The following is a 20,235-nucleotide window of genomic DNA, read 5'->3' on the forward strand; positions in this document are numbered from 1 at the left end:
TGACGTAGCGTCAACAACGCCAAAAATCAGCGAATCTGGCGATAAACCCAGACTCGCGCCGGTGGGATGTTGCGGAGCACCCAGTCGGACACGAAGGCCTTGAGTCCGGAACCCTTGCGCGGGATCGGCGAGATCACCGAATAAGTGAACTGAATGAAGGGAGCGCCCTCGACCAGAAGCGGAAAGGCTTCGCGCGCCAGCGCCGAACGGGTCGCCGGCGGGCGGTTGAACAGCGGCAGGCTGGAGACCAGTGCGATCGCCTTTTCCGGAAGGTGGCCTGACAGCGTTGCCGACAGAGCATAGGCGTCGCCCTGCACCACCGTCGCCCGCGGGAAGCGCTTGCGCAGCAACTCGCAGAATTCGGGGCTGTATTCGACCAGGATCAGCCGGCTCTCGTCGATGCCGCGCTCGATCAGCGCTTCAGTGACCGGGCCGGTGCCGGGACCGATCTCGACGACCGGGCCAGGCTGCGCGGGATCGACGAAAGAGGCCATGCGCCGGGCGAGCGCCGGGCTCGACGGCGTGACCGAGCCGGTCCGGCGGGGATCGTCGATCCAGGACTTGATGAAGCGCGCCTCGTCGCCGAGCTTCGCCTTGGCGTCACTGACGCGGCTTTTGAATTTCTCCGCCGTGCTGCGGACCTCGCCCTCGACCTTGTAGCGGACGGCGGCGACCTTGAGCTTCGCCTCGGCCACGCAATCGACGAGATCGGCGGCGGTGACGCGCACCTCGCCCTCGATCCGCGTCGCGACGCGGGACTGCCCGAGACGGGCCGCCAGCGAGGCGGCTCGCGGTGGGCGATGACGAATCGTCGAAGACATGACACCCCTTGAACGCCGCGGAGACGACGCGTCTGACGCAAATCACGTTACCTGCGCGGCATATGGGGTCAAGAGCAGGCTCTCGCCAAGCCCTTTCCGCATCGGTCACAAGCAAAGCCGTCAGATCAGCGGCCTCGGCGCCGTGATCTGTTCGTAAGCCGCAGCCATCCGCGCGGTCAGACGGGGGTTCAGCAAGGTCAGCCTCCCTCCCGACAGCGCGAACAATCCCTCCCGGCGCAGGCGCGACCAGGTCTTGCTGGTATGGACGAGCGAGAGGCCGAGCGCATCGGCGAGCTGCTGCTGCGAGAGCGGAAAGGCGAAGCTGTCATTGGTGACCAGGCCGAGCGCGTCGATGCGGTGATAGAGCGAGATGATCAGCGCGGCGAGGCGCTCGCCGGCGCTGCGCTGCCCGACCGAGGTGAGATTGTCGTCGATCATGCATTCCTCGCGCGAACCGAGCCAGGCCACCTCATAGGCCAGCGTCGGCATCCGCTCGAAGAGATCCCAGAGGCGCTTGCGCGGGAAGACACAGAGTTCGACATCCGTCAGGGCCTCGATGCCGTGCTCGGCGGCCGACAGCAGCGAAGCCTGCAGCCCGACGAGATCCCCCGGCAAGAGGAAGTTGAGGATCTGGCGGCGCCCGTCCGGCAGGGATTTGTAACGGAAGGCCCAGCCGGAATAGAGGGTGTAGAGTTCGGCATCCTCCTGGCCGGGGTGAATGATGTCGGCTCCGGCGCGCACGGACCGGTGATCGATCTTCATCGTCTGGATGAAGCGGATCTCATCATCGGTCTTGTCCCTGAAAGCCGGCTTCAGCCGCAACGGACAGGCAAGACAGGGCGTGCCGAGGCGCCCGGGCCGGCTGACGATGTTCATGGTCGAATTGATCCCCCGATCGCCGGCAGGGAGCCGGCTTCGAGTCAACGCGGCAAGGGCGCTCCCCGTTCCGTAAAGGCCGGGCTGCCTGCTGGCTGGGCGCGCCAGACGGGAACCGAGGGGCGTTTCCGGCGTTTCCCTCTCGAAAGCCGGTCAGTCGACCGGTCAGCCCTGGAGACATCCATGCCGAAGTCCAGCCTTGCGCCGGCCATGCGCGCCATCGTCTTCTTCGGCCTCATGGGCACGGCCGTATCGGGTCTGACCCTGGGCGCCCGGCTTCAAACGCCTGATGACCAGAGTTCGACCACCATTGCCCTCGCCAGGGGCGAGCGCGGCTATACCGACAGCCTGCAGCTCGCCGCCGTCGACCGCGCCGATCGTTCGCGCAGCGCCGCCAAGCGCGCGATCGCCTCGCCGTCGCAGCAGGCGATGGCCGGCGGACCGGTCACGCATATCGTTCGCTGAACAGTATCGATTCCAGGCAGGACAGCGCCGCCACCCGGCACGCCGCGCCAGCGCGGGCCGGGTGACGGCGCAATTTTTTCATCAGGACGCCGGCGCTTCAGGAGCTGTGGGCGATCCGCCACCGGCCGAGGGTCCGGCCATGAGGCTCCTGCGTCTGTACCGCCTCTATCTGGGTGAGCAGTCCCGCGAAAAGTCGCGGCGGCGCGCTGTGCTGGATGTCCCGATCCGCCACCAGCCCGACTTCGATCGCGGAAGCGTCGACATCGACGACCTCCACGACGATCCGGAGGCCAGGCGTGCTCCGCAGGGCGCGGGATGCAACATCCGCCACGAGAAAGCCGAGCGGGATGATGCGGTCGACGGACAGCGACGCTGCCGTCTCGATCCGGCTCGTCACCCATTGGTCGCGACCGCGGATCAGGTTGGAAATCATGGTGACGACATCGTCGAGGAAGAGGTCGACGCGGACCGGCTGCATCTCGCCGTCGGCGAGGGTGAAGCGATAGGCGGCCGATAGCACGTGCACCCGGCATTCGGCATCGGCCAAAGCCAGCCTCGCCTCGTCGCGGTGATCGCGTTTGCTGAGGCCGATATAGCTCTGAACGACCTGCAGGCTGTTCTTGACCCTGTGATGCAGCTCACGGACGAGGAAGCGGTTGTCGTCCAGTGCGGTCTGGAGGCGGCGCTGACGAATCTCCTGCTCCTCGACCATGTCGTTGAAGGCCTCCGCGACGCTGCGGATATCGCTGGGCATGCCCTCCCCGACCGAGGCCCGCACACGGTTGTTCGAGGTTCTCGACCGGGCGGCAGCCTCGATGCCGCGCAGCCAGCGCAGGCAGTGCCTGTCGATCGCCCGCAGGCAGACCAGACAGAGCAGGGCGAGCGTCAGGAGCGGAGCGAGCAGCAGCACGATGAATTGCAGCCGTGCCGCCTCGACCGGCCGCTCGTCGAAGCTCGCGACGATATAGAAATCCGGCTCGGCGACCATGCGCGCGACGAAGGCGCTGTCCTCTCCGGCCCGGTTCGGCGCCACCCAGCGCGCGAACGTCCCCGGCATGCGATCCGTGCGCGGCAGCCAGGACAGGTCGCGGCCCTCTCCCCGGCTGGCGATGACGCCGGCATCGCGCCCGATCAGCGCGACGTTCAGCGCCTGGCCGTCTTCGCCGAGGTCGAAGACGTTCTCGAGCAGTTCCGGGTCTGTCAGGACGAGCGCCTGCTGCAATCCGCCGTTCGCCGACGGGGGAACCGATGCCAGAACGGCAAGATAGCGCCTGGCTCCGACCGTCACCTGATCGTAACGCATCCGGCCGAGATCAGCGCCGTTCCACATCCCGGTCGAAGGCCGGCCGGCAAGCTGCCGGGTTATGGCTTCCAGCGCCTCGCGGGTGAGGGCGGCATCGAGCGAGCCGGTGCAGACCCGCCCATCCGCATGACGCAGCAGGAAAGCGCGGAAGCCCCCGGCGCGTTCCATGGCCTTGGCGCCGGCATCCGGGCATCCGGCCGTATCGAGCCCAAGCTCGCTCGCCATGGTGCCGAAGGCGAGCAGGGCACGTGACGTGCCGCGATACCAGACGCGGGTGCGCACCGCAAAATCATCGACGGCGCGCGCCTGCGCCGATTCGATCGCGACGACCGCCGACCGATAGGTGGCGTAGGCGGCGAAGGCCGAGGCGCAGGCGATCGGAACGGCGATCGCGACCAGCACAGCCAGCAGGCGGGTCCTGACAGTGCTGAAACGCCGCAACCGCATCAGGAGCCAACGGGTTCGGAACCAACTCTCTGCATCGCAGCCGCACTGGTTCGGCCCGGCCCGAGGTCATCGACGCTGCCGATGGACAACAGTTCCGCCAGTTTCGTGCGAGCGCGATTGACCCGGCTCTTGATCGTGCCGATCGCCACGCCGCAGATCTCGGCGGCTTCCTCATAGGAAAGCCCGGTGGCGCCGACCATGATCAGCACTTCGCGCTGCTCCTCCGGGAGCTTCGCCAGCGCCTTGCGGAAGTCGGCTAGATCGAGATGGCTCTCCTGGTTGCCGTGCGTCGCCATGCGCTCGGCATAGGTCCCTTCGCTGTCCTGAACCTCGCGACCGCGCTTGCGGTACAACGAGTAATAGGTGTTGCGCAGGATGGTGAAGAGCCAGGCACGCAGGCTGGTGCCGGGTTCGAACTTGTCCGAATTGCCCCAGGCCTTCAGCAGCGTGTCCTGCACGAGATCGTCGGCCAGTTGCATGGAGCCCGAGAGCGAAGCGGCGAAGGCGCGCAGATTGGGGATCTCGCGGATCAACCCATCCTTGAAGTCTTCGGTCCTGCGTTCCCGCGCCAGCGCTTCGGTCTGGTTCGCGGGCGCAATATCACTGAGACTCATCGCGCGACACTCCAGCTGCACGCTGCTCGGTCGCCTCAAGCTGCGCGAGCAGCACGAGAAACTTGTCGGGCACGGGCGCGTTCACGATGTCGTCGTAATGGGCCTTGAGGGAGCGGCCTATGGATTCCTGCACCTTCGGATCCAGAACCAGTTCGAAACCTTCGTCGGGATCGTCCGGTTCAGTCATCGCTGCGTCCAACCTGCTCATGTCAGCCCTCGTGCCACCATCGGGCCGGCTTTTCCAGCCGGTCCCGCATAATCCAAATCCTGCCGTCTCTGGCTTGCCATTCCTTGCCGACGATGCCGAAGCCACGCCGCGATAGCGACACCAATACGCCTTAACAACAGGTACCCCGATCAAAGGTTCCATGTCCCGGCAAAAATAAATTCCTTGTTTCCCGCGCGTCCTAAGCCATTATTCCGGCACGCTAAAAGGGACGCGTTCATGTCGATTGCAAAAGAAATTGCGCCTCATCTTCCATACCTGCGCCGCTTTGCGCGGGCGCTCTGCGGCAGCCAGCCAAGCGGCGACGCCTATGTCGTCGCCATGCTGGAAGCCCTGGTCGCTGATCCCTCGGGATTCCCGCGCGACACCGATCCGCGCATCGGCCTGTACAAGACCTTCCTGAAGCTCTGGTCCTCGGCCAGCGTCGATGCGGCCGCCCCGGTCGTCGAACTGTCGCGCGCGCCGGCCGAGCGCAATCTCGAGGCGCTGACCCCGCGCCCGCGCCAGGCCTTCCTGCTGCGGACGGTGGAGGGCTTCCCGCTCGACGACGTCGCCAAGATCATGGACATCACGGCGGCGGATGCCTCCACGCTGATCCAGACCGCCGGGCAGGAAATCGCCGAGCAGGTCGCGACCGAGGTGCTGATCATCGAGGACGAGCCGATCATCGCGCTCGACATCGAGACGATGGTCGAGGAGCTCGGCCACACCGTCACCGGCGTCGCCCGCACCCAGCGCGAGGCGATCGCGCTCGTCGCCAAGAAGCGGCCCGGCCTCGTGCTCGCCGACATCCAGCTCGCCGATGGCAGCTCGGGCCTCGATGCCGTCAACGAGATCCTGTCCTCGATCGACGTGCCGGTGATCTTCATCACCGCCTATCCCGAACGGCTCCTCACGGGGGACCGCCCGGAGCCGGCCTTCCTGATCACCAAACCGTTCCAGCCGGAGGCCGTGAAGGCCGCGATCAGCCAGGCCCTGTTCTTCGACCGCCGCGCCGGCCGCAAGGCTGCCTGACGCTTCGATCCCATTCGAAGACGATCGAGGCTCGCGGCTGACATCTGCGGGCCTTTTTTCTTGCCAATCGGGAACCCGTGCGGAGATGATGCGTTCCGCGTGGAATGACAGTTTCGTTTGCAGTTGGGGAGGGCGTGGATCATGGCGACGACCTGCTTCTCGGCCGCTATCGCGGCACTATCGATCGGGGCTGCATTGTTCACCGGGATCGTGCAACCGGGGGCACCGAGCGCGGAAATCCTCTCGCTCGCGCTTGCCGGCCTGACCGGCATCACGATCGCCAGCGCTTCGGCCCTGGACAGCTAGCCGGCTCTCCGCCCCGCTTCCGCGCGACGCCATTACCGGCCCTCCATCAGGCGCGCCGGGCAAGGCGGAGTCTGGCGACCGCACTGGTTGCCATCGGCCTCGGCCTCATGCCGGGCCTGGGCCTGGCTGCCCCGGTCACGGCGCCGTTCTCCGGGCAGCGTCCACCGCCACGACCGCCTGAACTGCGCCCGTCCATGCCCGACGGAGCTGGAAAGACCGAAACGCGGAGCGCAGTGCCTGCCCCCGCCGCAGTGCCCGCCCCTGCCAAGGCCGACAGCACGCCGTCAGCGGCTGGGCAGAGCTCCTGTCTCTCCGCCCTGGCCGCCATTCCCGGCAACCGGGTTACGCCCTCCGCCCCCGCCACACAGAATAGCGATCCGGCCTGCCAGATCAGCGAGCCCGTTCGGGTCGAGGTCCTCGCCACCCGGGGGCCGGACGGAGCCTTAGCCGTGTCCTTCGAGCCGCCGCCCCTGCTGAGCTGCGCCATGGCCAGGACGCTGGCCGATTGGCTCGACCGCAGCGTCCAGCCACTGGCGCGCGGGCATTTCGAGCGCGACCTGGTGAGCCTGCGGGTCGGCGGGGGCCATGAATGCCGGCGACGAAACCGCGCGACGGCGGGCCCGGTCAGCGAGCATGCCACCGGCAAGGCGCTGGACATCTTCGCCTTCAAGCTGGGGAATGGAAAAGACGCGTTGCAGATCGGGGTCGAGAAGCCGAAGGGCCTGGCAGAGAACCGTTTTCTCGACGCCGTCAGGCAAGCGGCCTGTGGGGCCTTCATGACCACGCTGGGGCCAGGCTCGGACGCGGCCCATGCCAATCACCTGCATGTCGATATTCAGGAGCGCCGCTCGCGCGCCTCCCGCTTCTGCCAGTAGCCGAATTCAGTGAGAGAGATCGGCCGGACCGAAATGCAGCAGCAGGCTCTGCCCTTCAGGGCGCTCTGCGTCGGCCTCGACGAGGCGGGGACCGCTGCGCCGCGCTGCCATCACCGCAAGTGCCGCTGCGCGATCGAGCCCCGTGGCAAGAAGGTCCTCGAGTTCCCAGAACGGCGGCAGCGCCGTCGGGAAATCCGGATCGATTATTGTGGGGGTTTCTCCCCGTGGACGACTCACTGACATCGACATTCCCATGCCAAGATGAAACGCCAACGCTACAAACTCGCCGTGGTTCCCTAGCGTGGAACTGTGGGTTTCTTGGGGCGTTCGTCCCGCCAGTTCACCAGGAGCATTCGCGATGAGCCGAGGGCATTCCCGATCCTGCCTAGCCGCCCTCGCCTTCGCCGGCCTCATAGGAATGCATGAGCCCGCGGCGGCGCAGATCGCGGGTCCGCCGACAGGGCGTCTGTCCTGCACCGTGGGCAGCAATTTCGCCGCCATCGTCAAGTCGCAGCGCCCGACCGAATGCCGCTTCAGGCCGCGCCGCGGACCGACGCAGCATTATACGGGGATCGTCCGCAGCTTCAGCCTCGGCCTCGGTTCGGTCAGGAGCGCGGCCATGGTCTGGCGCGTCTACGGACCCTATGCGCGCGCGCCGCTGGGCGCGCTGAGCGGGTCCTACAAGAGCGGCAGCACGACCGCTCCGTCCACGGTCGGCAATGCGCTCTCGGGCGGCAAGGACAATGAGGCAACGCTGCTGCCGCTGCCGTTCCAGGGCAATCGCGGCATCAATGTCGCTGTCGGTGTCACCGCTCTCGAACTGACGCTCATTGCGCCGGGCCGGCGGCGCTGAAGCCGCGAGGGAGAGACAGAATTACCTTTTGCTAACCTTGACGGCTCAAAATCGACTCAAATCCTGCGCTTTCAGCCATGATAAGGCGCCAGAGCAGGAACATCGCCAATCCTGTCACGTTGAAATCGCGTAACAGAGATTGCAGTGAGTGAGAGAGCCGGTCGATGGCTGATATCCGCGTACTCATCGTCGAAGACGACCCGTTCATCGCGATGGACATCGAAAGCGCCGTGGCCGATCAGCTCGGCGACGGAGTTGAACTGATCGTCGTCCAATCCGTGGCCGAGGCCCGGCGGATGACGGCGAAGCGGCTTGCCTGTGCCCTGCTCGACATCGACGTCGTCGGCGGCAAGACCTTCGATGTCGCGAGCGCGCTGCAGGAAACCGGAACGCCCTTCGCCTTCGTCTCGGGATCGGCGCCGCATGAGGTGCCGGCTGCCCTGCGCAACGCCCGCTTCCTGCGCAAGCCGTTCTCAACCCGTGAGGTCGCGGCCTTCGTGAAAAGCGCCATCGGCACGGCGGTCCTGAAGACCGCGCCGGCCTGATATCGCGGCTTCAGGCCTGAGCCGGAAGACTTTCCCGTTTCGGAAACACGATCGTCACCCGCGTACCCGTACGCCCGGCCTGTTCGGGATGAACCGGCTCGGAGTTCAGGGTCGCCCGCATGCTGCGCAGCAGGCTGGCGATCACGGTCTGGCCCAGGCCCTTGCTCGCGGTTTCCGCGGGCATGCCGACCCCGTCATCCTCGATCGACATGGCAAGGGCGGGTTCCCCTTCGTCCTCTGTCCAGGCGAAGCGGATGACGATCCGCCCCGCCATGCCATCCGGAAAGGCGTGCTTGATGGCGTTGGTGACGAGTTCGTTGACGATGACGACAAAGGACACGGCATCGCGCCCAGGCAACCGGATCGATTCCATATCGAGCTCGATCCGGATCGGCCGGCCCTCGGCCGTCTTGCCGATCTCGGCCAGCAGGTCCTCCATATAGGGGCGGGCGTCGATCTCGTCGGTCTCGATATCGAGGCGCAGGCGTCTCTGGCCGGCCGCGATCGCCTGGATGCGCGACTGAGCCTGCGCCAGCGCCGTCTTGACCGCCGGCTCGCGCGCCTGCCGGCTCTGCACGTTGAGCAGCGCCGAGACCATGGCTAGATTGTTGCCGACGCGGTGATTGACGTCGCGCAGCAGCGCCTCGATGCGCTGGCGCTCGCTTTCGAGCTGGCGGGTGCGCTCGCTCACGATCTGCTCGAGCTCGGCATTGCTGATCGCCAGGGCATTGCTGCGGCGCTGGCGGCGGCGCAATTGCTGCCAGGCGGCGAAAGCCAAGCCCGCCAGCGCGACGACGATGCCGGTGCTGCCCCAGAGGCGGCGGCGCTCCTCCCGGCTGTAGAGCGACCTCAGGCGGATGTTCTCGCTCTGCTGGATCGCCTGGACGGTGTCGCGCAGCCGGTCCATCGCGGCGATGCCATCCTCGCTCCTGACCAGCGCCAGAGCCTCCGGCCTACGGCCTGCGCGCTCCAGCGCGATCGTCCGGTCGAGTTCCGAGAATTTCACGTCCATGTCCGCGCGCAGCTTCGCGACCCGCTCCTTCTGAACGGGATCGGCATCGGCAAGCGCCGCGAGGATGTCGAGCTCAGGCCCGGCAGCGCCCCTGCCCTCGGTGAAGGGGTCGAGATAATCGGCCTGCCCGGTCAGCAGGAAGCCGCGCTGCCCGGTCTCGGCATCGCGCATCCGGCCGAGGAAGCGCTCCGCCCGCTCGCGGATCTCGATGGCGTGGGAAACACGGTCCGCCGTCTGCCGCGCCTGCTGGTTGATCCAGGCCGCCAGCACGACCGCAACCGCGACCACCCCGATCGCGATGATCGTGGTCGTCGCCGAGCGAAGGCGCGCGCCGAAGATCGGAAAAACCGGCAACGGAAAGCGGCTACGGGGCCTCACCTGAGCAGACATGCAGATCTTGTTACGGGACGCATGACGACATCCCTATGTAAAAAGACATGCCTCGTAAATGCCGCCATCTGGCGTGGATCAGGCTTCCGCATCGTCATCGGAGCCGCCCGCGACGATCTGGCGGCCCAGAATTGCGCCGAGGACGACGATGCCGCCCGCGGCCGCCATGCGCCAGCTCAGGCGCGACCCGATGAGCTTGGCGGCAAGCGGCGCGGCGGCCAGAGCCGCGGTTGCGGCGGGGCGCGGCGGCCGGCGGCGATTCTTGACGATCAATGCCATACCCAACGCCAGCAAGGCCGCGAGGAAAAGGCCACCGGCAATCCAGAGGCTGGCGGCGACCGCGCCATAGCGCAGCGCCAGGACGGTATGCAGCGCGTTCAAGGCATAGCCGCCGGCGCAGAGCATGAGCAGCGCCGCGAGGCCGAACAGGCCGTAGACGGTGACATTGCGCCTCACCACCCCGGAGACCTCCGCGGTGATGAAGGATCCGATCCCCCCGAACATGATCAGCGCGCCGACAGGAAGCCGACGAACAGGCCAACCGCCGCCGCAAGGCCGAGCGCACGCAACGGTCGCTCACGGATCTCCGCCTCGATCAGCTGCTGCAATTCGGTGGCCTGCTCCTTGGCGACGTCGACCATCTTGTCGGTGTCGACACCGACGGCGCGCAGGCGCTCGCTGACGGTGGCGGCGATATCCTCGGCGCTGCGCGTCAGGGTATCCTCCAACACGCTCGCCTGGCGCTTGGCGCGGGCTCCGGCCTGACGCGCTTCCGCCGCGACATCCTCGGCGCCGGCCTCGACCCCGGCCTTCGCACGCTTGGCAGCGGCGGCAGCCTGACGTTTCGCGGATGTCGTGGTGGCCATGGCGGTATCGTCCTGTCGCTGATGGAAATTCGGATGGTGGCGAGAAGAGCCGGCAGCCGCAAGGGCCACCGCATGATCGGGCAACGCGGCCGCTCCCGTTCTGTTCCGGGCGCGGACGCTCAGGCAGCCTCGGCTTCGCCGGCCTCTTCGGCCTCCGTCTTGGCTTTCTCGCGGCGATAGCGCGCGAATTCCTCCTGCGCCACCATGGCGACGATGACGATCGGCGTCGAGAGCACCGCGCCGACCGGGCCCCAGAGCCAAAGCCAGAAGATGAAGGCGATGAAGACGAGGAAAGGCGAGATCGTCAATCGGTTGCCGACGAAGACCGGCGTGACCGCGTTGCCCTCGATCAGGTGCAGGACATAATAGGCCGCCGCCGGCCAGAGCGCCGCGAGGATCGAGGGCGCATCGAGCAGCGCGCCGGCCAGAAGCATGATCGCGACGATGATCGGGCCGATGAAAGCGAGGTAGTTGAGCAGGAAGGCGAGCGCCCCCCAGAACACCGGGAAGGGCAGGCCGGCGACCCAGGCGATCGCCATGGTGAGGACGCCCATGCCGAGATTGATCATCGTCACCAGCGCGAAATAGCGCGCCACCCGCGACTCGATCTCCTCGAAGAAGGAGCCGGCCGAGCGGCGAGCGCCCCGGCCGAGGCAGAGCCGGAGCACCCGTGCCTTGAGATGGCGGCGCGTCGCCAGCCAGAAATAGATCGTCGCGACGAAGATCAGCAGGCCGCCAGCCGCCGTCGAGGAGGACATGGCGATGTCGAAGAGCGGATTGCCCTGGGAGACGCTGAGCTCGGCGCCCTTGCCGGTGATCGAGGCGATGCCGCGCTTGAACTCGGCCATGAAGGCGAAGACGCCAGCGAGCTTGCTCTGAAGCGCCGCCATCATGGCCGGAGCCTGGTCGCTCCAGCCCGCAACCGGCACGGCGAGGATGGCGATCGCGCCGAAAAGCAAGCCGATGAAGAGCAGCACCACCAGCGCCGCAGCCGCGTGCTGCGGCACCCGGTGCCGCGCCAGCACGTCGACGAGCGGCCCGAGCACGAGCCCGAAGATCACGCCGGCCGTGACCGGCATGGCGATGACCTTGGTCAGCGCCAGCGAGGCCGTCGCCAGGATGAGAAAGATGCCGACAATGGCATAGCGGACGATGAGATCATGCTCATAGGGCGTGACCTCTTCGGTTTCCTCCGCCGATTCCGGTTCCGCCATATAGCGCGGAAACGGCCGCCAGGCCGATGAGCTGAGCATGGGATGTTTCCAACGCGCGAACCGCGCCCCCCTGGCGCGTCGGAGATAGCAACGCCGGAAGGATCGGCCGGGTTCCGGTTGGTCAGCGGCTCCTAGTGCGCCTCGTCCCAGTTGCCGGCGGCGCGGGCCTCGACCGCGAGTGGCACGCGCAGTTGCACGGCCGGGTGTGGCGCCTCGACCATCACCTTCTCGATGATCGGCAGGGTCTTCTCGACCTCCGCCTCCGGTACCTCGAAGACGAGCTCGTCATGGACCTGGAGCAGCATGCGGGCGCCCAGCCGATTGGCGGCGAGCGCGGCATCCATCCGGATCATCGCCCGGCGGATGATGTCGGCGGCCGAGCCCTGGATCGGCGCGTTGATCGCCTGGCGCTCGACGAAGGCGCGCTCGGACGGATTCTTCGAGGCGACAGCGGGGAAATGGCAGACGCGGCCGAAGATCGTGGTGACCTGAGCATGGGCGCGCACATGGGTCTTGGTCTGGTCCATATAGTCGCGGATGCCGGGAAAGCGCTCGAAATACTTGCGGATATAGGCGCTGGCCTCCTCCCGGCCGATGCCGAGCTGGTTGGCGAGACCGAAAGCCGAGATGCCGTAGATGATGCCGAAATTGATCGCCTTGGCGCGGCGGCGCACCTCGCTTGGCATGCCCTGGACCGGCACCCCGAACATCTCGGACGCCGTCATCGCATGGATGTCGATACCATCGGCAAAGGCTTGCCGGAGCTGCGGGATCTCGGCGATATGGGCGAGCAGGCGCAGTTCGATCTGGCTGTAGTCGGCCGAGACCAGCTTGAAGCCCTTTTCCGGCACGAAAGCGGTGCGGATCTTGCGGCCGGCCTCGGTGCGGATCGGGATATTCTGAAGGTTGGGCTCGGAGGATGAGAGCCGGCCCGTCGTCGTCGCCGCCAGCGCATAGGAGGTGTGAACCCGGTTGGTCTGAGGGTTCACATAGCCCGGCAATGAATCGGTATAGGTCGATTTGAGCTTGGCGAGCTGACGCCATTCCAGAATTTTCGAGGGCAGCGCATGGCCCTGCTCGGCGAGTTCTTCGAGCACGCCGGCACCCGTCGCCCATTGGCCGGTCGCGGTCTTCTTGGCGCCTTCCAGCCCCATCTTGCCGAACAGGATGTCGCCAAGCTGCTTCGGGCTGCCGATCGTGAACTTCTCGCCGGCGGTTTCGTAGATCTCGTCTTCCAGCCGCGCCAAGCCTTGCGCGAAATCGCCGGAGAGGCGGGAGAGGATCTGCCGGTCGATCGCGATGCCGCGCCGCTCCATCCGCGCCAGGACCTCGACCATCGGCCGTTCCAGCACCTCGTAGACCGCGGTCTTCTTCTCGGCGGCGAGGCGGGGTTTCAGCGCAAGCCAGAGCCGGAGCGTGACGTCGGCATCCTCGGCGGCATAGTCGGTGGCGCGGTCGAGCGGCACCTTGTCGAAGGTGACCTGCGCTTTGCCGGTGCCGGCGACCTGCGCATAGGGAATCGTCTCGTGGCCGAGATGCAATTCCGAGAGCCTGTCCATGCCGTGACTGTTGCTGCCGGCATCGAGCGCGTAGGAGATCAGCATGGTGTCCTCGACCGGGGACACGCTGAGCCCGTGGCGCTCCAGCACCAGCAGGTCGTATTTCAGGTTCTGGCCGATCTTGAGCACGCCGGCATCGGCGAGCAGCGGCTTCAGGGCGGCGACAGCCTGCGTCAACGGAATCTGGTCGGCCAGCAGCCCCTCGTCGAAGAGCCCGCCATCTCCGGCGCGATGCTGGAGCGGGATGTAGCAGGCCCGGCCCGGCGCGACCGCGAGCGAGATACCGACGAGATCGGCCTGCATCGCGTCGAGCGAGTTGGTCTCGGTGTCGAGAGCGACATGGCCGACTTCGGAAGCCCAGCCGATCCAGCGCTCGAGATCGGCGAGCGTACGGACACATTCGTATGTGGAGCGGTCGATCTTGCCGGCGATCGCTTCGTTCTTGCGCGCGGCAGCCAGATCGCCCGGCTTCAGCCAGCCGTCCTCGCCATCGGGCGCTCCTGAAGCAGCGGCGGCCGGCGCGGGAGATGCGGCGAGGGCCAGGCCGGGAGCGGCATCCTCGGCGGCATCGGCACCGACATAGAGCGCCTTGAGCTCGGCTGCGCGCGCCCCGCCCGGCGCCAGATCCGGATCGGCGTCGACGGCGCCGACATCGGCCTCGTAGGCCTCGGCGACGCGCTTGGTGATGGTGGTGAACTCCATCGCCTTGAGGAAGGCGATGAGCTTCGCCGGATCGGGCTGCTCCAGCGTCAGGTTCTCCAGCGGCGTCTCGACCTTCACGTCGTCGACGAGGCTGACGAGCTTGTGGGAGATGCGGACCTTCTCGATCACCTCGGGATTGGTCAGCGTCTCCCGGCGCTTCGGCTGCTTGATCTCGCCGGCGCGCGCCAGCAGGGTTTCGAGATCGCCATATTCGCCGATAAGCTGGGCCGCCGTCTTGATGCCGATGCCCGGCGCGCCCGGCACGTTGTCGGTGGCATCGCCGGCCAGCGCCTGAACGTCGGTGACCTTGTCCGGCATGACGCCGAAATACTCGACGACCTCGGGCTCGCCGATGCGGCGCTCGGCGCGGAAGCCGGCGCCCTTCTTCTGGTCGCCGGAAGCTGGATCGTACATCGCGACGCCCGGCTTCACGAGCTGCATCAGGTCCTTGTCGGCGGAGACGATCAGCACGTCGGCGCCGGCCTCGCGGGCCTGTTTCGCATAGGTCGCGATCAGGTCGTCGGCTTCGTAGACATCCTGCTCGACCGGGATCAGCCCGAAGGCGCGCACCGCCTCGCGCATCAGCGGGAACTGGGGGATGAGATCGGGCGGCGGGTCTGAGCGGTTGCCCTTGTAGGCAGGGTAGATCGCCTTGCGGAACGAATTCTCCGACTTGTCGAAGACGATGGCGAGATGGGTCGGCCGGACACCGAGGACGCCCTCGCGCACGAACTGGAAGAGCTTCGTCGCGAAAAGCCGAACCGCGCCGGAGGGCAGCCCGTCGGAGCGGGCATTGTATTTCCGGTCCTGGTTGATCGACTGGAAATAGGCCCGGAAAATGAAGTTCGAGCCGTCGACCAGGAAGAGGTGGTCGCCGGGCTTCAGGGCGGGGGCGGTGGTGGCTTTATCGCTCATGGCGCGGACCATAAGCGGGCGGGCGCGAGCGGTCCATTGCGCCAAGGCTGCAATTCGCAGCAAGCTGGCCAAAACACGTCAGGAGCGAAACGCCGTGAGCCCGTATGTCACCATGCCCCTCGTCTTCGAAGGCGTTCCGGAAGCCGAGATGCAGGGCCGCGCCGATGCCTTCCTCACCCGCATGCGCAAGCGCCGCACCGTGCGTGACTTCTCCGACAGGCCGGTACCGCGGGAGTTGATCGAGACGGCGGTGCGCGTCGCCGGCACGGCTCCCTCCGGCGCCAACCAGCAGCCCTGGAGCTTCGTCTGCATCGCCGATCCCCAGCGCAAGACGCTGATCCGCGAGGGCGCGGAAGAGGAGGAACGCGCCTTCTATGCCGGTCGTGCCGGCGAGGAATGGCTCGATGCGCTTGCCCATCTCGGCACGGACGACCAGAAGCCGTTCCTGGAGACCGCCCCCTGGCTGATCGCGATCTTCGCCCAGCGCTGGGGCATCGATGCCGAGGGCAACCGGATCAAGCACTATTACGTGCCGGAATCGGTGGGCATCGCTACCGGCTTCCTGATCGCGGCGTTGCACGATGCCGGGCTGGCGACGCTGACGCATACGCCGGCGCCGATGAACTTCCTGAACGCGATCTGCGGGCGGCCCGACAACGAGAAGGCGCTGATCCTGCTCGTCGTCGGCTATCCCAAGGAGGATTGCCGCGTCCCCGCCATCGGCAAGAAGCCGCTGGAGGAGATCGCGACCTTCCTGTGAGGTACGCGCTTCAACAAACGCGCCGTCATCCCCGGTCAAGCCCGGGATGACGGCGCGGTTCCGAGAAAACTCGGCACGCCTTACGCGGTGATCTTGTCGATCTCGGCGAGGTCTTCGGCGCTCAGCGCCCAGTCGGCGGCCTTGACGTTGGCCGCGACCTGCTCCGGCTTGGTCGCGCCCGCGATGACGCTGGAGACCACGGGCTGAGCCGCCAGCCAGGAGAAGGCGAGTTCGACAAGGGTATGGCCGCGCTGCTCGGCGAAGGCGGTCAGGCCCTCGATGCGGCGCCAGTTGTCTTCGCTGAAGATCTCGTCGGCGCGCTGCGGCAGCTTGCTGAGGCGCGCGCCTTCCGGCATCGCCGCGCCGCGCTTGTACTTGCCGGTGAGCGCTCCATTGGCGAGCGGGAAATAGGGCAGCAGGCCCACGCCGTAATGGGCGATGGCCGGGATCAGGTCCTTCTCGGCGCCGCGCTTCAGCAGGCTGTACTCGTCCTGCGCCGAGGCGAAGCCGGGAATGCCGAGATCGCGCGCCGTCCAATGCGCATCGGCGACCTGCCAGGCGACGACGTTCGAGCAGCCGACATAGCGGACCTTGCCCTGGCGGACGAGATCGTCGAGGGCGCGCAAGGTCTCGTCGATCGGGGTCAGCGGGTCGGGCCGGTGGAGCTGGTAGAGGTCGAGCCAGTCGGTCTTGAGACGCCGCAGCGAATCCTCGACGGCGTTCATGATGTAGCGGCGCGAGCCGCCCTTCTTCACGCCCTCGGCATCCATGTCCATGCCGAACTTGCTGGCGAGCACGATCTGCTTGCGGCGCGCGCCCAGCACTTCGCCCAAAGCCGTCTCGGAGCCGCCGCGCTCGCCATAGATGTCGGCCGTGTCGAACAGGGTGATGCCATGCTCGATCGCGGCATCGACGACCTTGCGCGTCGCGTCGAGATCGATGCGGCCGCCGAAATTGTTGCAGCCGAGCCCGACGAGCGAGACGCGCAGGCCGGAGCGGCCGAGATTGCGGAATTGCATGGTGGTGATCCTTCCCCTGAGATGCCGGCAGAGGATCAGAGCGCACGCGCAAGGACAATCGGCCGATGCATCATCCGCGGGCTGCGCCCAGCGCAGACCCGGAAACGAAAATGCCCGGGCTCTCGCCCGGGCATCTGAACTCAGGCCACTTCGGCCTTCTGCTTCTGCGAGCGCTTGCGCTCGTTCGGGTCGAGGATGCCCTTGCGCAGGCGGATCGACTTCGGCGTGACCTCGACCAGCTCGTCGTCGTCGATCCAGGCGAGCGAACGCTCCAGCGTCATCCGGATCGGCGGCGTCAGGCGCACCGCCTCGTCCTTCGAGGTCGTGCGGATGTTGGTGAGCTTCTTGCCCTTGAGCACGTTCACCTCGAGATCGTTCTCGCGGGTGTGCTCGCCGACGATCATGCCCTGATAGACCTTCCAGCCCGGCTCGATCATCATCGGGCCGCGATCCTCGAGGTTCCAGAGCGCGTAGGCGACGGCTTCGCCGGTCTCCATCGCGATCAGCACGCCGTTGCGGCGCCCGCCGATCTCGCCCTTGTAGGGCAGGTAGTCGTGGAACAGGCGGTTCATGATCGCGGTGCCGCGCGTGTCGGTCAGCAGTTCGCCCTGATAGCCGATCAGGCCGCGCGTCGGGGCGTGGAAGACTAGGCGCAGGCGATTGCCGCCAGACGGACGCATCTCCAGCATGTCGGCCTTGCGCTCCGACATCTTCTGCACGACGACGCCGGAATGCTCCTCGTCGACGTCGATCACGACCTCTTCGATCGGCTCCAGGAGCTGGCCGTCCTCGCCGCGCTTCAGCACGACGCGGGGACGCGAGACGCCGAGCTCGAAGCCCTCGCGACGCATCGTCTCGATCAGGATCGCGAGCTGCAATTCGCCGCGGCCGGAGACGATGTAGCTGTCCTTGTCGCTAGCCTCTTCGATCTTCAGCGCGACATTGCCCTCGGCCTCCTTGAACAGACGGTCGCGGATGACGCGGGTGGTGACCTTGTCGCCCTCAGTGCCGGCGAGCGGGGAATCGTTGACCATGAAGGTCATCGACACCGTCGGCGGGTCGATCGGCTGGGCCTTGATCGGGTCGGTGACGGCGGGGTCGCAGAAGGTGTCGGCGACGGAACCCTTCACCAGGCCCGCGATCGAGACGATGTCGCCGGCAACCGCTTCCTCGATCGGCTGGCGCTCGAGGCCGCGGAAGGCGAGGATCTTCGAGATGCGGCCGGTCTCGACGGTCGAGCCGTCGCCGGAGAGCACCTTGATCGTCTGGTTCGGCTTGGCCGTGCCCGAGGTGACGCGGCCGGTGATGATACGGCCGAGATAGGGGTTGGCCTCCAGCAGCGTGCCGATCATGCGGAACGGGCCTTCCTCGACCTTGGGCTCCGGCACGTGCGAGAGGATGAGGTCGTACATCGGCGCGAGGCCGTTATCCTGCGGACCTTCCGGGGAATGGGCCATCCAGCCCTGCTTGCCCGAACCGTAGAGGATCGGGAAGTCGAGCTGCTCGTCGGTGGCGTCGAGCGCGGCGAAGAGGTCGAAGACCTCATTGATGACTTCGGTCGTGCGAGCGTCCGGCTTGTCGACCTTGTTGATCGCCACGATCGGGCGAAGGCCGAGCTTCAGCGCCTTGGAAACCACGAACTTGGTCTGCGGCATCGGGCCCTCGGCCGCATCGACCAGCACGATGGCCGAGTCGACCATGTTCAGGATGCGCTCGACCTCGCCGCCGAAATCGGCGTGGCCGGGGGTGTCGACGATGTTGATGCGCGTGTCCTTCCAGACGACCGAGGTCGCCTTGGCCAGGATGGTGATGCCGCGCTCCTTCTCGAGGTCGTTGGAATCCATCACGCGCTCGATGACGCGCTGGTTGTCGCGGTAGGTGCCGGACTGCTGCAAGAGCTTGTCGACGAGCGTGGTCTTGCCATGGTCGACGTGCGCGATGATGGCGATGTTGCGCATGGACATGCGGGTCTGGGCCTTGCTTTCAAGGCCACGAGCCGGTCTGGAGCGATGCCCCGCCGGCGCAGCCTGTTTCACGTGAATCTGGAATTCGTTGCGCTGCACATAAACGCTGGCGGGCTTTTCGGCAACCGCAGACACTGCCGAAAAGTAAATGCGTTCAAGCTTCCGCCAGCGCCCGCTGCCGTTCGGCGACGGCCCGGCCGACCTGATCGATGACGAGGCGATAGGCTGCGAGCGCCGCCGTATCGAGGTCACCCTTGGCGTAGTCGGCCAATACGCGCGTCAGGATGTGGTCGGCCTCGCGGCCGAGCCGGGTCAGTTCGGCCTCGTCCTCGCAGGCGCGGATCACGGCCAGAAGCTCCAGCAATTCGTCGAGGCCCGACATGGCGCGCCGGCGCCGGTTGGCGCTCTCGCACCCGAGCAGCGCAGCGCCGCCCGTGCCCACTGCCGAGAGCGCCATGGCCCCGATATAGAACCAGTCGCCATAGCGATCGAAGAAGGTCTCCTGCTCGCCATCGATATAGGCGGCGGCACCCGAATGGACCGGCAGCGGCGCGTCCTTGTCGGTCGAGGGCGTCTCCAGCGCTTGCACGGCCGGCAGTTCCGCCGCCAGCGTCAGGCGCAGTCCGAGGATGTCCTTGGTCAGCTCGCCGACGAGATTGTCGTCGAGGCTCTGCGCTGCGACGAGGCGCGAAGTGATCGCGATGGTCGGCAGGCTCTCGGCCGGGCGCGGCGGGTCGCCGCCGAGCGCGCCGCGCACGATCTCGCCGGATTCGATGGCACGGTAATGCAGGGCGAGCGCGTCGGCCTCGCGAACCGGGATCAGGACGGGATCGTTGCCCCAGGCTTCGCGCAAACGGCGCAGGCCGCCATTATTGGTATGGGAGCCGACGGCGCTGATCGAGAAGAAGACGTCGATGCGCTTCTCTCTCGCCACCGGCACGATCTCCTCCTGGGTCAGGCCGAGAATCTCGACCTCGTCGGGCCGGACCTCGTATTGCGCCAGCACCCGTTTCAGCAGCGCGACGTTGCCGGCAGGATTGCGTGCGACGCCGATCCTGCGGCCGCGCAGATCGGCGATACGGCTGATCGCGGTCTCGGCCCTGGTGATGAAGAAGGGATAGGTCCGGCGGGTGATCAGCACCGTATCGGCGGTCGAGGGCATGGCAATGTCGGCGCGCAGCATGGCGAGATCGGCCTGGCCTGCATCGATCCGCCTGGCGCTGTCCTCGGAACCTTCCGTCAGGACGAGCCGCAGGCGCACGGAGGCCTTGTCGCGGTTGAGGCCCTGCACGAAGGCCGCGGCCATGCGCGCATCCTCGGAGCCGAGCGGCCCGACGGCGAGGCGCAAGGTCCGCGGCTGGCCGACATAATAGAACGCCGCCGCGACGAGGCCGGAGACGGCGAGCAGCCCCGCCACCATCGCCAGCCCGCGCCTGCCCATGCCAAGCCGGATCAATCAACAGCCCCCTTGTTCGCCCCTGCCAGCATG

At 66.9% G+C, this 20,235-nt stretch carries 21 protein-coding genes; 7 read left to right on the top strand and 14 right to left on the bottom strand.

What is annotated here, in order from left to right; all coding sequences use genetic code 11:
- Window positions 1-26 precede the first annotated feature (26 nt).
- Together ACWIEX_RS21455 and ACWIEX_RS21460 are read right to left on the bottom strand one after the other, a co-directional pair.
- Window positions 27-821, bottom strand: coding sequence for a class I SAM-dependent methyltransferase (locus ACWIEX_RS21455; RefSeq protein ID WP_454034980.1), 795 nt, complete (start codon window positions 819-821; stop codon window positions 27-29).
- Window positions 822-941: 120 nt separating this feature from the next.
- The gene (locus ACWIEX_RS21460) at window positions 942-1,697 is read right to left on the bottom strand and encodes a Crp/Fnr family transcriptional regulator (RefSeq protein WP_454034981.1); all 756 of its coding nucleotides are present in this window, start codon (window positions 1,695-1,697) and stop codon (window positions 942-944) included.
- A 183-nt stretch (window positions 1,698-1,880) separates the two neighbouring features.
- On the opposite strand from ACWIEX_RS21460, the gene ACWIEX_RS21465 reads away from it, so the two are divergent.
- Window positions 1,881-2,162, top strand: coding sequence for a hypothetical protein (locus tag ACWIEX_RS21465; RefSeq protein ID WP_454034982.1), 282 nt, complete (start codon window positions 1,881-1,883; stop codon window positions 2,160-2,162).
- A gap of 97 nt (window positions 2,163-2,259) precedes the next feature.
- Here ACWIEX_RS21465 and ACWIEX_RS21470 read toward each other — a convergent pair whose 3' ends face one another.
- The 3 genes from ACWIEX_RS21470 to ACWIEX_RS21480 are packed head-to-tail and all read right to left on the bottom strand — an operon-like array spanning window position 2,260 to window position 4,734.
- On the bottom strand, window positions 2,260-3,912 hold the full coding sequence (locus ACWIEX_RS21470) for a histidine kinase dimerization/phosphoacceptor domain -containing protein (protein WP_454034983.1): 1,653 nt from the start codon (window positions 3,910-3,912) through the stop codon (window positions 2,260-2,262).
- On the bottom strand, window positions 3,912-4,526 hold the full coding sequence (locus ACWIEX_RS21475; RefSeq protein ID WP_454034984.1) for a sigma-70 family RNA polymerase sigma factor: 615 nt from the start codon (window positions 4,524-4,526) through the stop codon (window positions 3,912-3,914). Before ACWIEX_RS21475 ends, ACWIEX_RS21470 begins: the two co-directional genes overlap by 1 nt.
- Entirely contained in the window at window positions 4,513-4,734 is a 222-nt protein-coding gene (locus tag ACWIEX_RS21480; RefSeq protein WP_061970855.1) for a NepR family anti-sigma factor, read from the bottom strand. Before ACWIEX_RS21480 ends, ACWIEX_RS21475 begins: the two co-directional genes overlap by 14 nt.
- A 237-nt stretch (window positions 4,735-4,971) precedes the next feature.
- On the opposite strand from ACWIEX_RS21480, the gene ACWIEX_RS21485 reads away from it, so the two are divergent.
- The 3 genes from ACWIEX_RS21485 (at window position 4,972) to ACWIEX_RS21495 (ending at window position 6,947) form a co-directional block, all read left to right on the top strand.
- Window positions 4,972-5,766 (top strand): response regulator, encoded by a 795-nt coding sequence (locus tag ACWIEX_RS21485; protein ID WP_454034985.1) that lies wholly within the window; start codon window positions 4,972-4,974, stop codon window positions 5,764-5,766.
- 141 nt (window positions 5,767-5,907) lie between these two features.
- Entirely contained in the window at window positions 5,908-6,072 is a 165-nt protein-coding gene (locus ACWIEX_RS21490; RefSeq protein ID WP_162260137.1) for a hypothetical protein, read from the top strand.
- 194 nt (window positions 6,073-6,266) lie between these two features.
- Window positions 6,267-6,947 (top strand): extensin-like domain-containing protein, encoded by a 681-nt coding sequence (locus tag ACWIEX_RS21495; RefSeq protein WP_454035264.1) that lies wholly within the window; start codon window positions 6,267-6,269, stop codon window positions 6,945-6,947.
- Window positions 6,948-6,953: 6 nt separating this feature from the next.
- Here the strand turns inward: ACWIEX_RS21495 and ACWIEX_RS21500 are convergent, their stop codons facing one another.
- A complete protein-coding gene (locus ACWIEX_RS21500) occupies window positions 6,954-7,220 on the bottom strand; it encodes a hypothetical protein (RefSeq protein WP_454034986.1) in 267 nt (88 codons plus the stop codon).
- A 145-nt stretch (window positions 7,221-7,365) separates the two neighbouring features.
- On the opposite strand from ACWIEX_RS21500, the gene ACWIEX_RS21505 reads away from it, so the two are divergent.
- Both ACWIEX_RS21505 and ACWIEX_RS21510 read left to right on the top strand, forming a co-directional pair.
- Window positions 7,366-7,800, top strand: a complete 435-nt coding sequence (locus ACWIEX_RS21505; RefSeq protein ID WP_454034987.1) for a DUF992 domain-containing protein — start codon at window positions 7,366-7,368, stop codon at window positions 7,798-7,800.
- Between the two features lie 164 nt (window positions 7,801-7,964).
- A complete protein-coding gene (locus tag ACWIEX_RS21510; RefSeq protein ID WP_454034988.1) occupies window positions 7,965-8,345 on the top strand; it encodes an aminotransferase class I/II-fold pyridoxal phosphate-dependent enzyme in 381 nt (126 codons plus the stop codon).
- Window positions 8,346-8,355: 10 nt separating this feature from the next.
- Here the strand turns inward: ACWIEX_RS21510 and ACWIEX_RS21515 are convergent, their stop codons facing one another.
- The 5 genes from ACWIEX_RS21515 to polA all read right to left on the bottom strand — a co-directional run bounded on the left by ACWIEX_RS21515 (window position 8,356) and on the right by polA (window position 15,003).
- Window positions 8,356-9,747 (bottom strand): sensor histidine kinase, encoded by a 1,392-nt coding sequence (locus ACWIEX_RS21515; protein WP_454034989.1) that lies wholly within the window; start codon window positions 9,745-9,747, stop codon window positions 8,356-8,358.
- Window positions 9,748-9,825: 78 nt separating this feature from the next.
- Entirely contained in the window at window positions 9,826-10,251 is a 426-nt protein-coding gene (locus ACWIEX_RS21520) for a hypothetical protein (protein ID WP_454034990.1), read from the bottom strand.
- Window positions 10,252-10,253: 2 nt separating this feature from the next.
- Complete coding sequence (locus tag ACWIEX_RS21525) at window positions 10,254-10,613, bottom strand: glycine zipper domain-containing protein (protein WP_454034991.1); 360 nt, start codon at window positions 10,611-10,613, stop codon at window positions 10,254-10,256.
- A gap of 119 nt (window positions 10,614-10,732) precedes the next feature.
- A complete protein-coding gene (locus ACWIEX_RS21530) occupies window positions 10,733-11,866 on the bottom strand; it encodes an AI-2E family transporter (protein WP_454034992.1) in 1,134 nt (377 codons plus the stop codon).
- A 92-nt stretch (window positions 11,867-11,958) separates the two neighbouring features.
- On the bottom strand, window positions 11,959-15,003 hold the full coding sequence (gene polA / locus ACWIEX_RS21535; protein ID WP_454034993.1) for a DNA polymerase I: 3,045 nt from the start codon (window positions 15,001-15,003) through the stop codon (window positions 11,959-11,961).
- A gap of 94 nt (window positions 15,004-15,097) precedes the next feature.
- Here polA and ACWIEX_RS21540 point away from each other — a divergent pair, with 94 nt between their 5' ends.
- Window positions 15,098-15,763, top strand: coding sequence for a nitroreductase family protein (locus tag ACWIEX_RS21540; protein ID WP_454034994.1), 666 nt, complete (start codon window positions 15,098-15,100; stop codon window positions 15,761-15,763).
- Window positions 15,764-15,843: 80 nt separating this feature from the next.
- Here ACWIEX_RS21540 and ACWIEX_RS21545 read toward each other — a convergent pair whose 3' ends face one another.
- The 3 genes from ACWIEX_RS21545 to ACWIEX_RS21555 all read right to left on the bottom strand — a co-directional run bounded on the left by ACWIEX_RS21545 (window position 15,844) and on the right by ACWIEX_RS21555 (window position 20,202).
- Window positions 15,844-16,782 carry an aldo/keto reductase gene (locus ACWIEX_RS21545; protein ID WP_454034995.1) on the bottom strand — a complete coding sequence of 313 codons (939 nt, stop codon included), beginning with the start codon at window positions 16,780-16,782 and terminating at the stop codon, window positions 15,844-15,846.
- 140 nt (window positions 16,783-16,922) lie between these two features.
- Window positions 16,923-18,746, bottom strand: coding sequence for a translational GTPase TypA (gene typA / locus ACWIEX_RS21550; protein WP_454034996.1), 1,824 nt, complete (start codon window positions 18,744-18,746; stop codon window positions 16,923-16,925).
- Window positions 18,747-18,900: 154 nt separating this feature from the next.
- A complete protein-coding gene (locus ACWIEX_RS21555) occupies window positions 18,901-20,202 on the bottom strand; it encodes a TAXI family TRAP transporter solute-binding subunit (protein WP_454034997.1) in 1,302 nt (433 codons plus the stop codon).
- Between the last annotated feature and the right edge of the window lie 33 nt (window positions 20,203-20,235).

It is taken from the genome of Allobosea sp. NPDC055353, assembly GCF_053644975.1.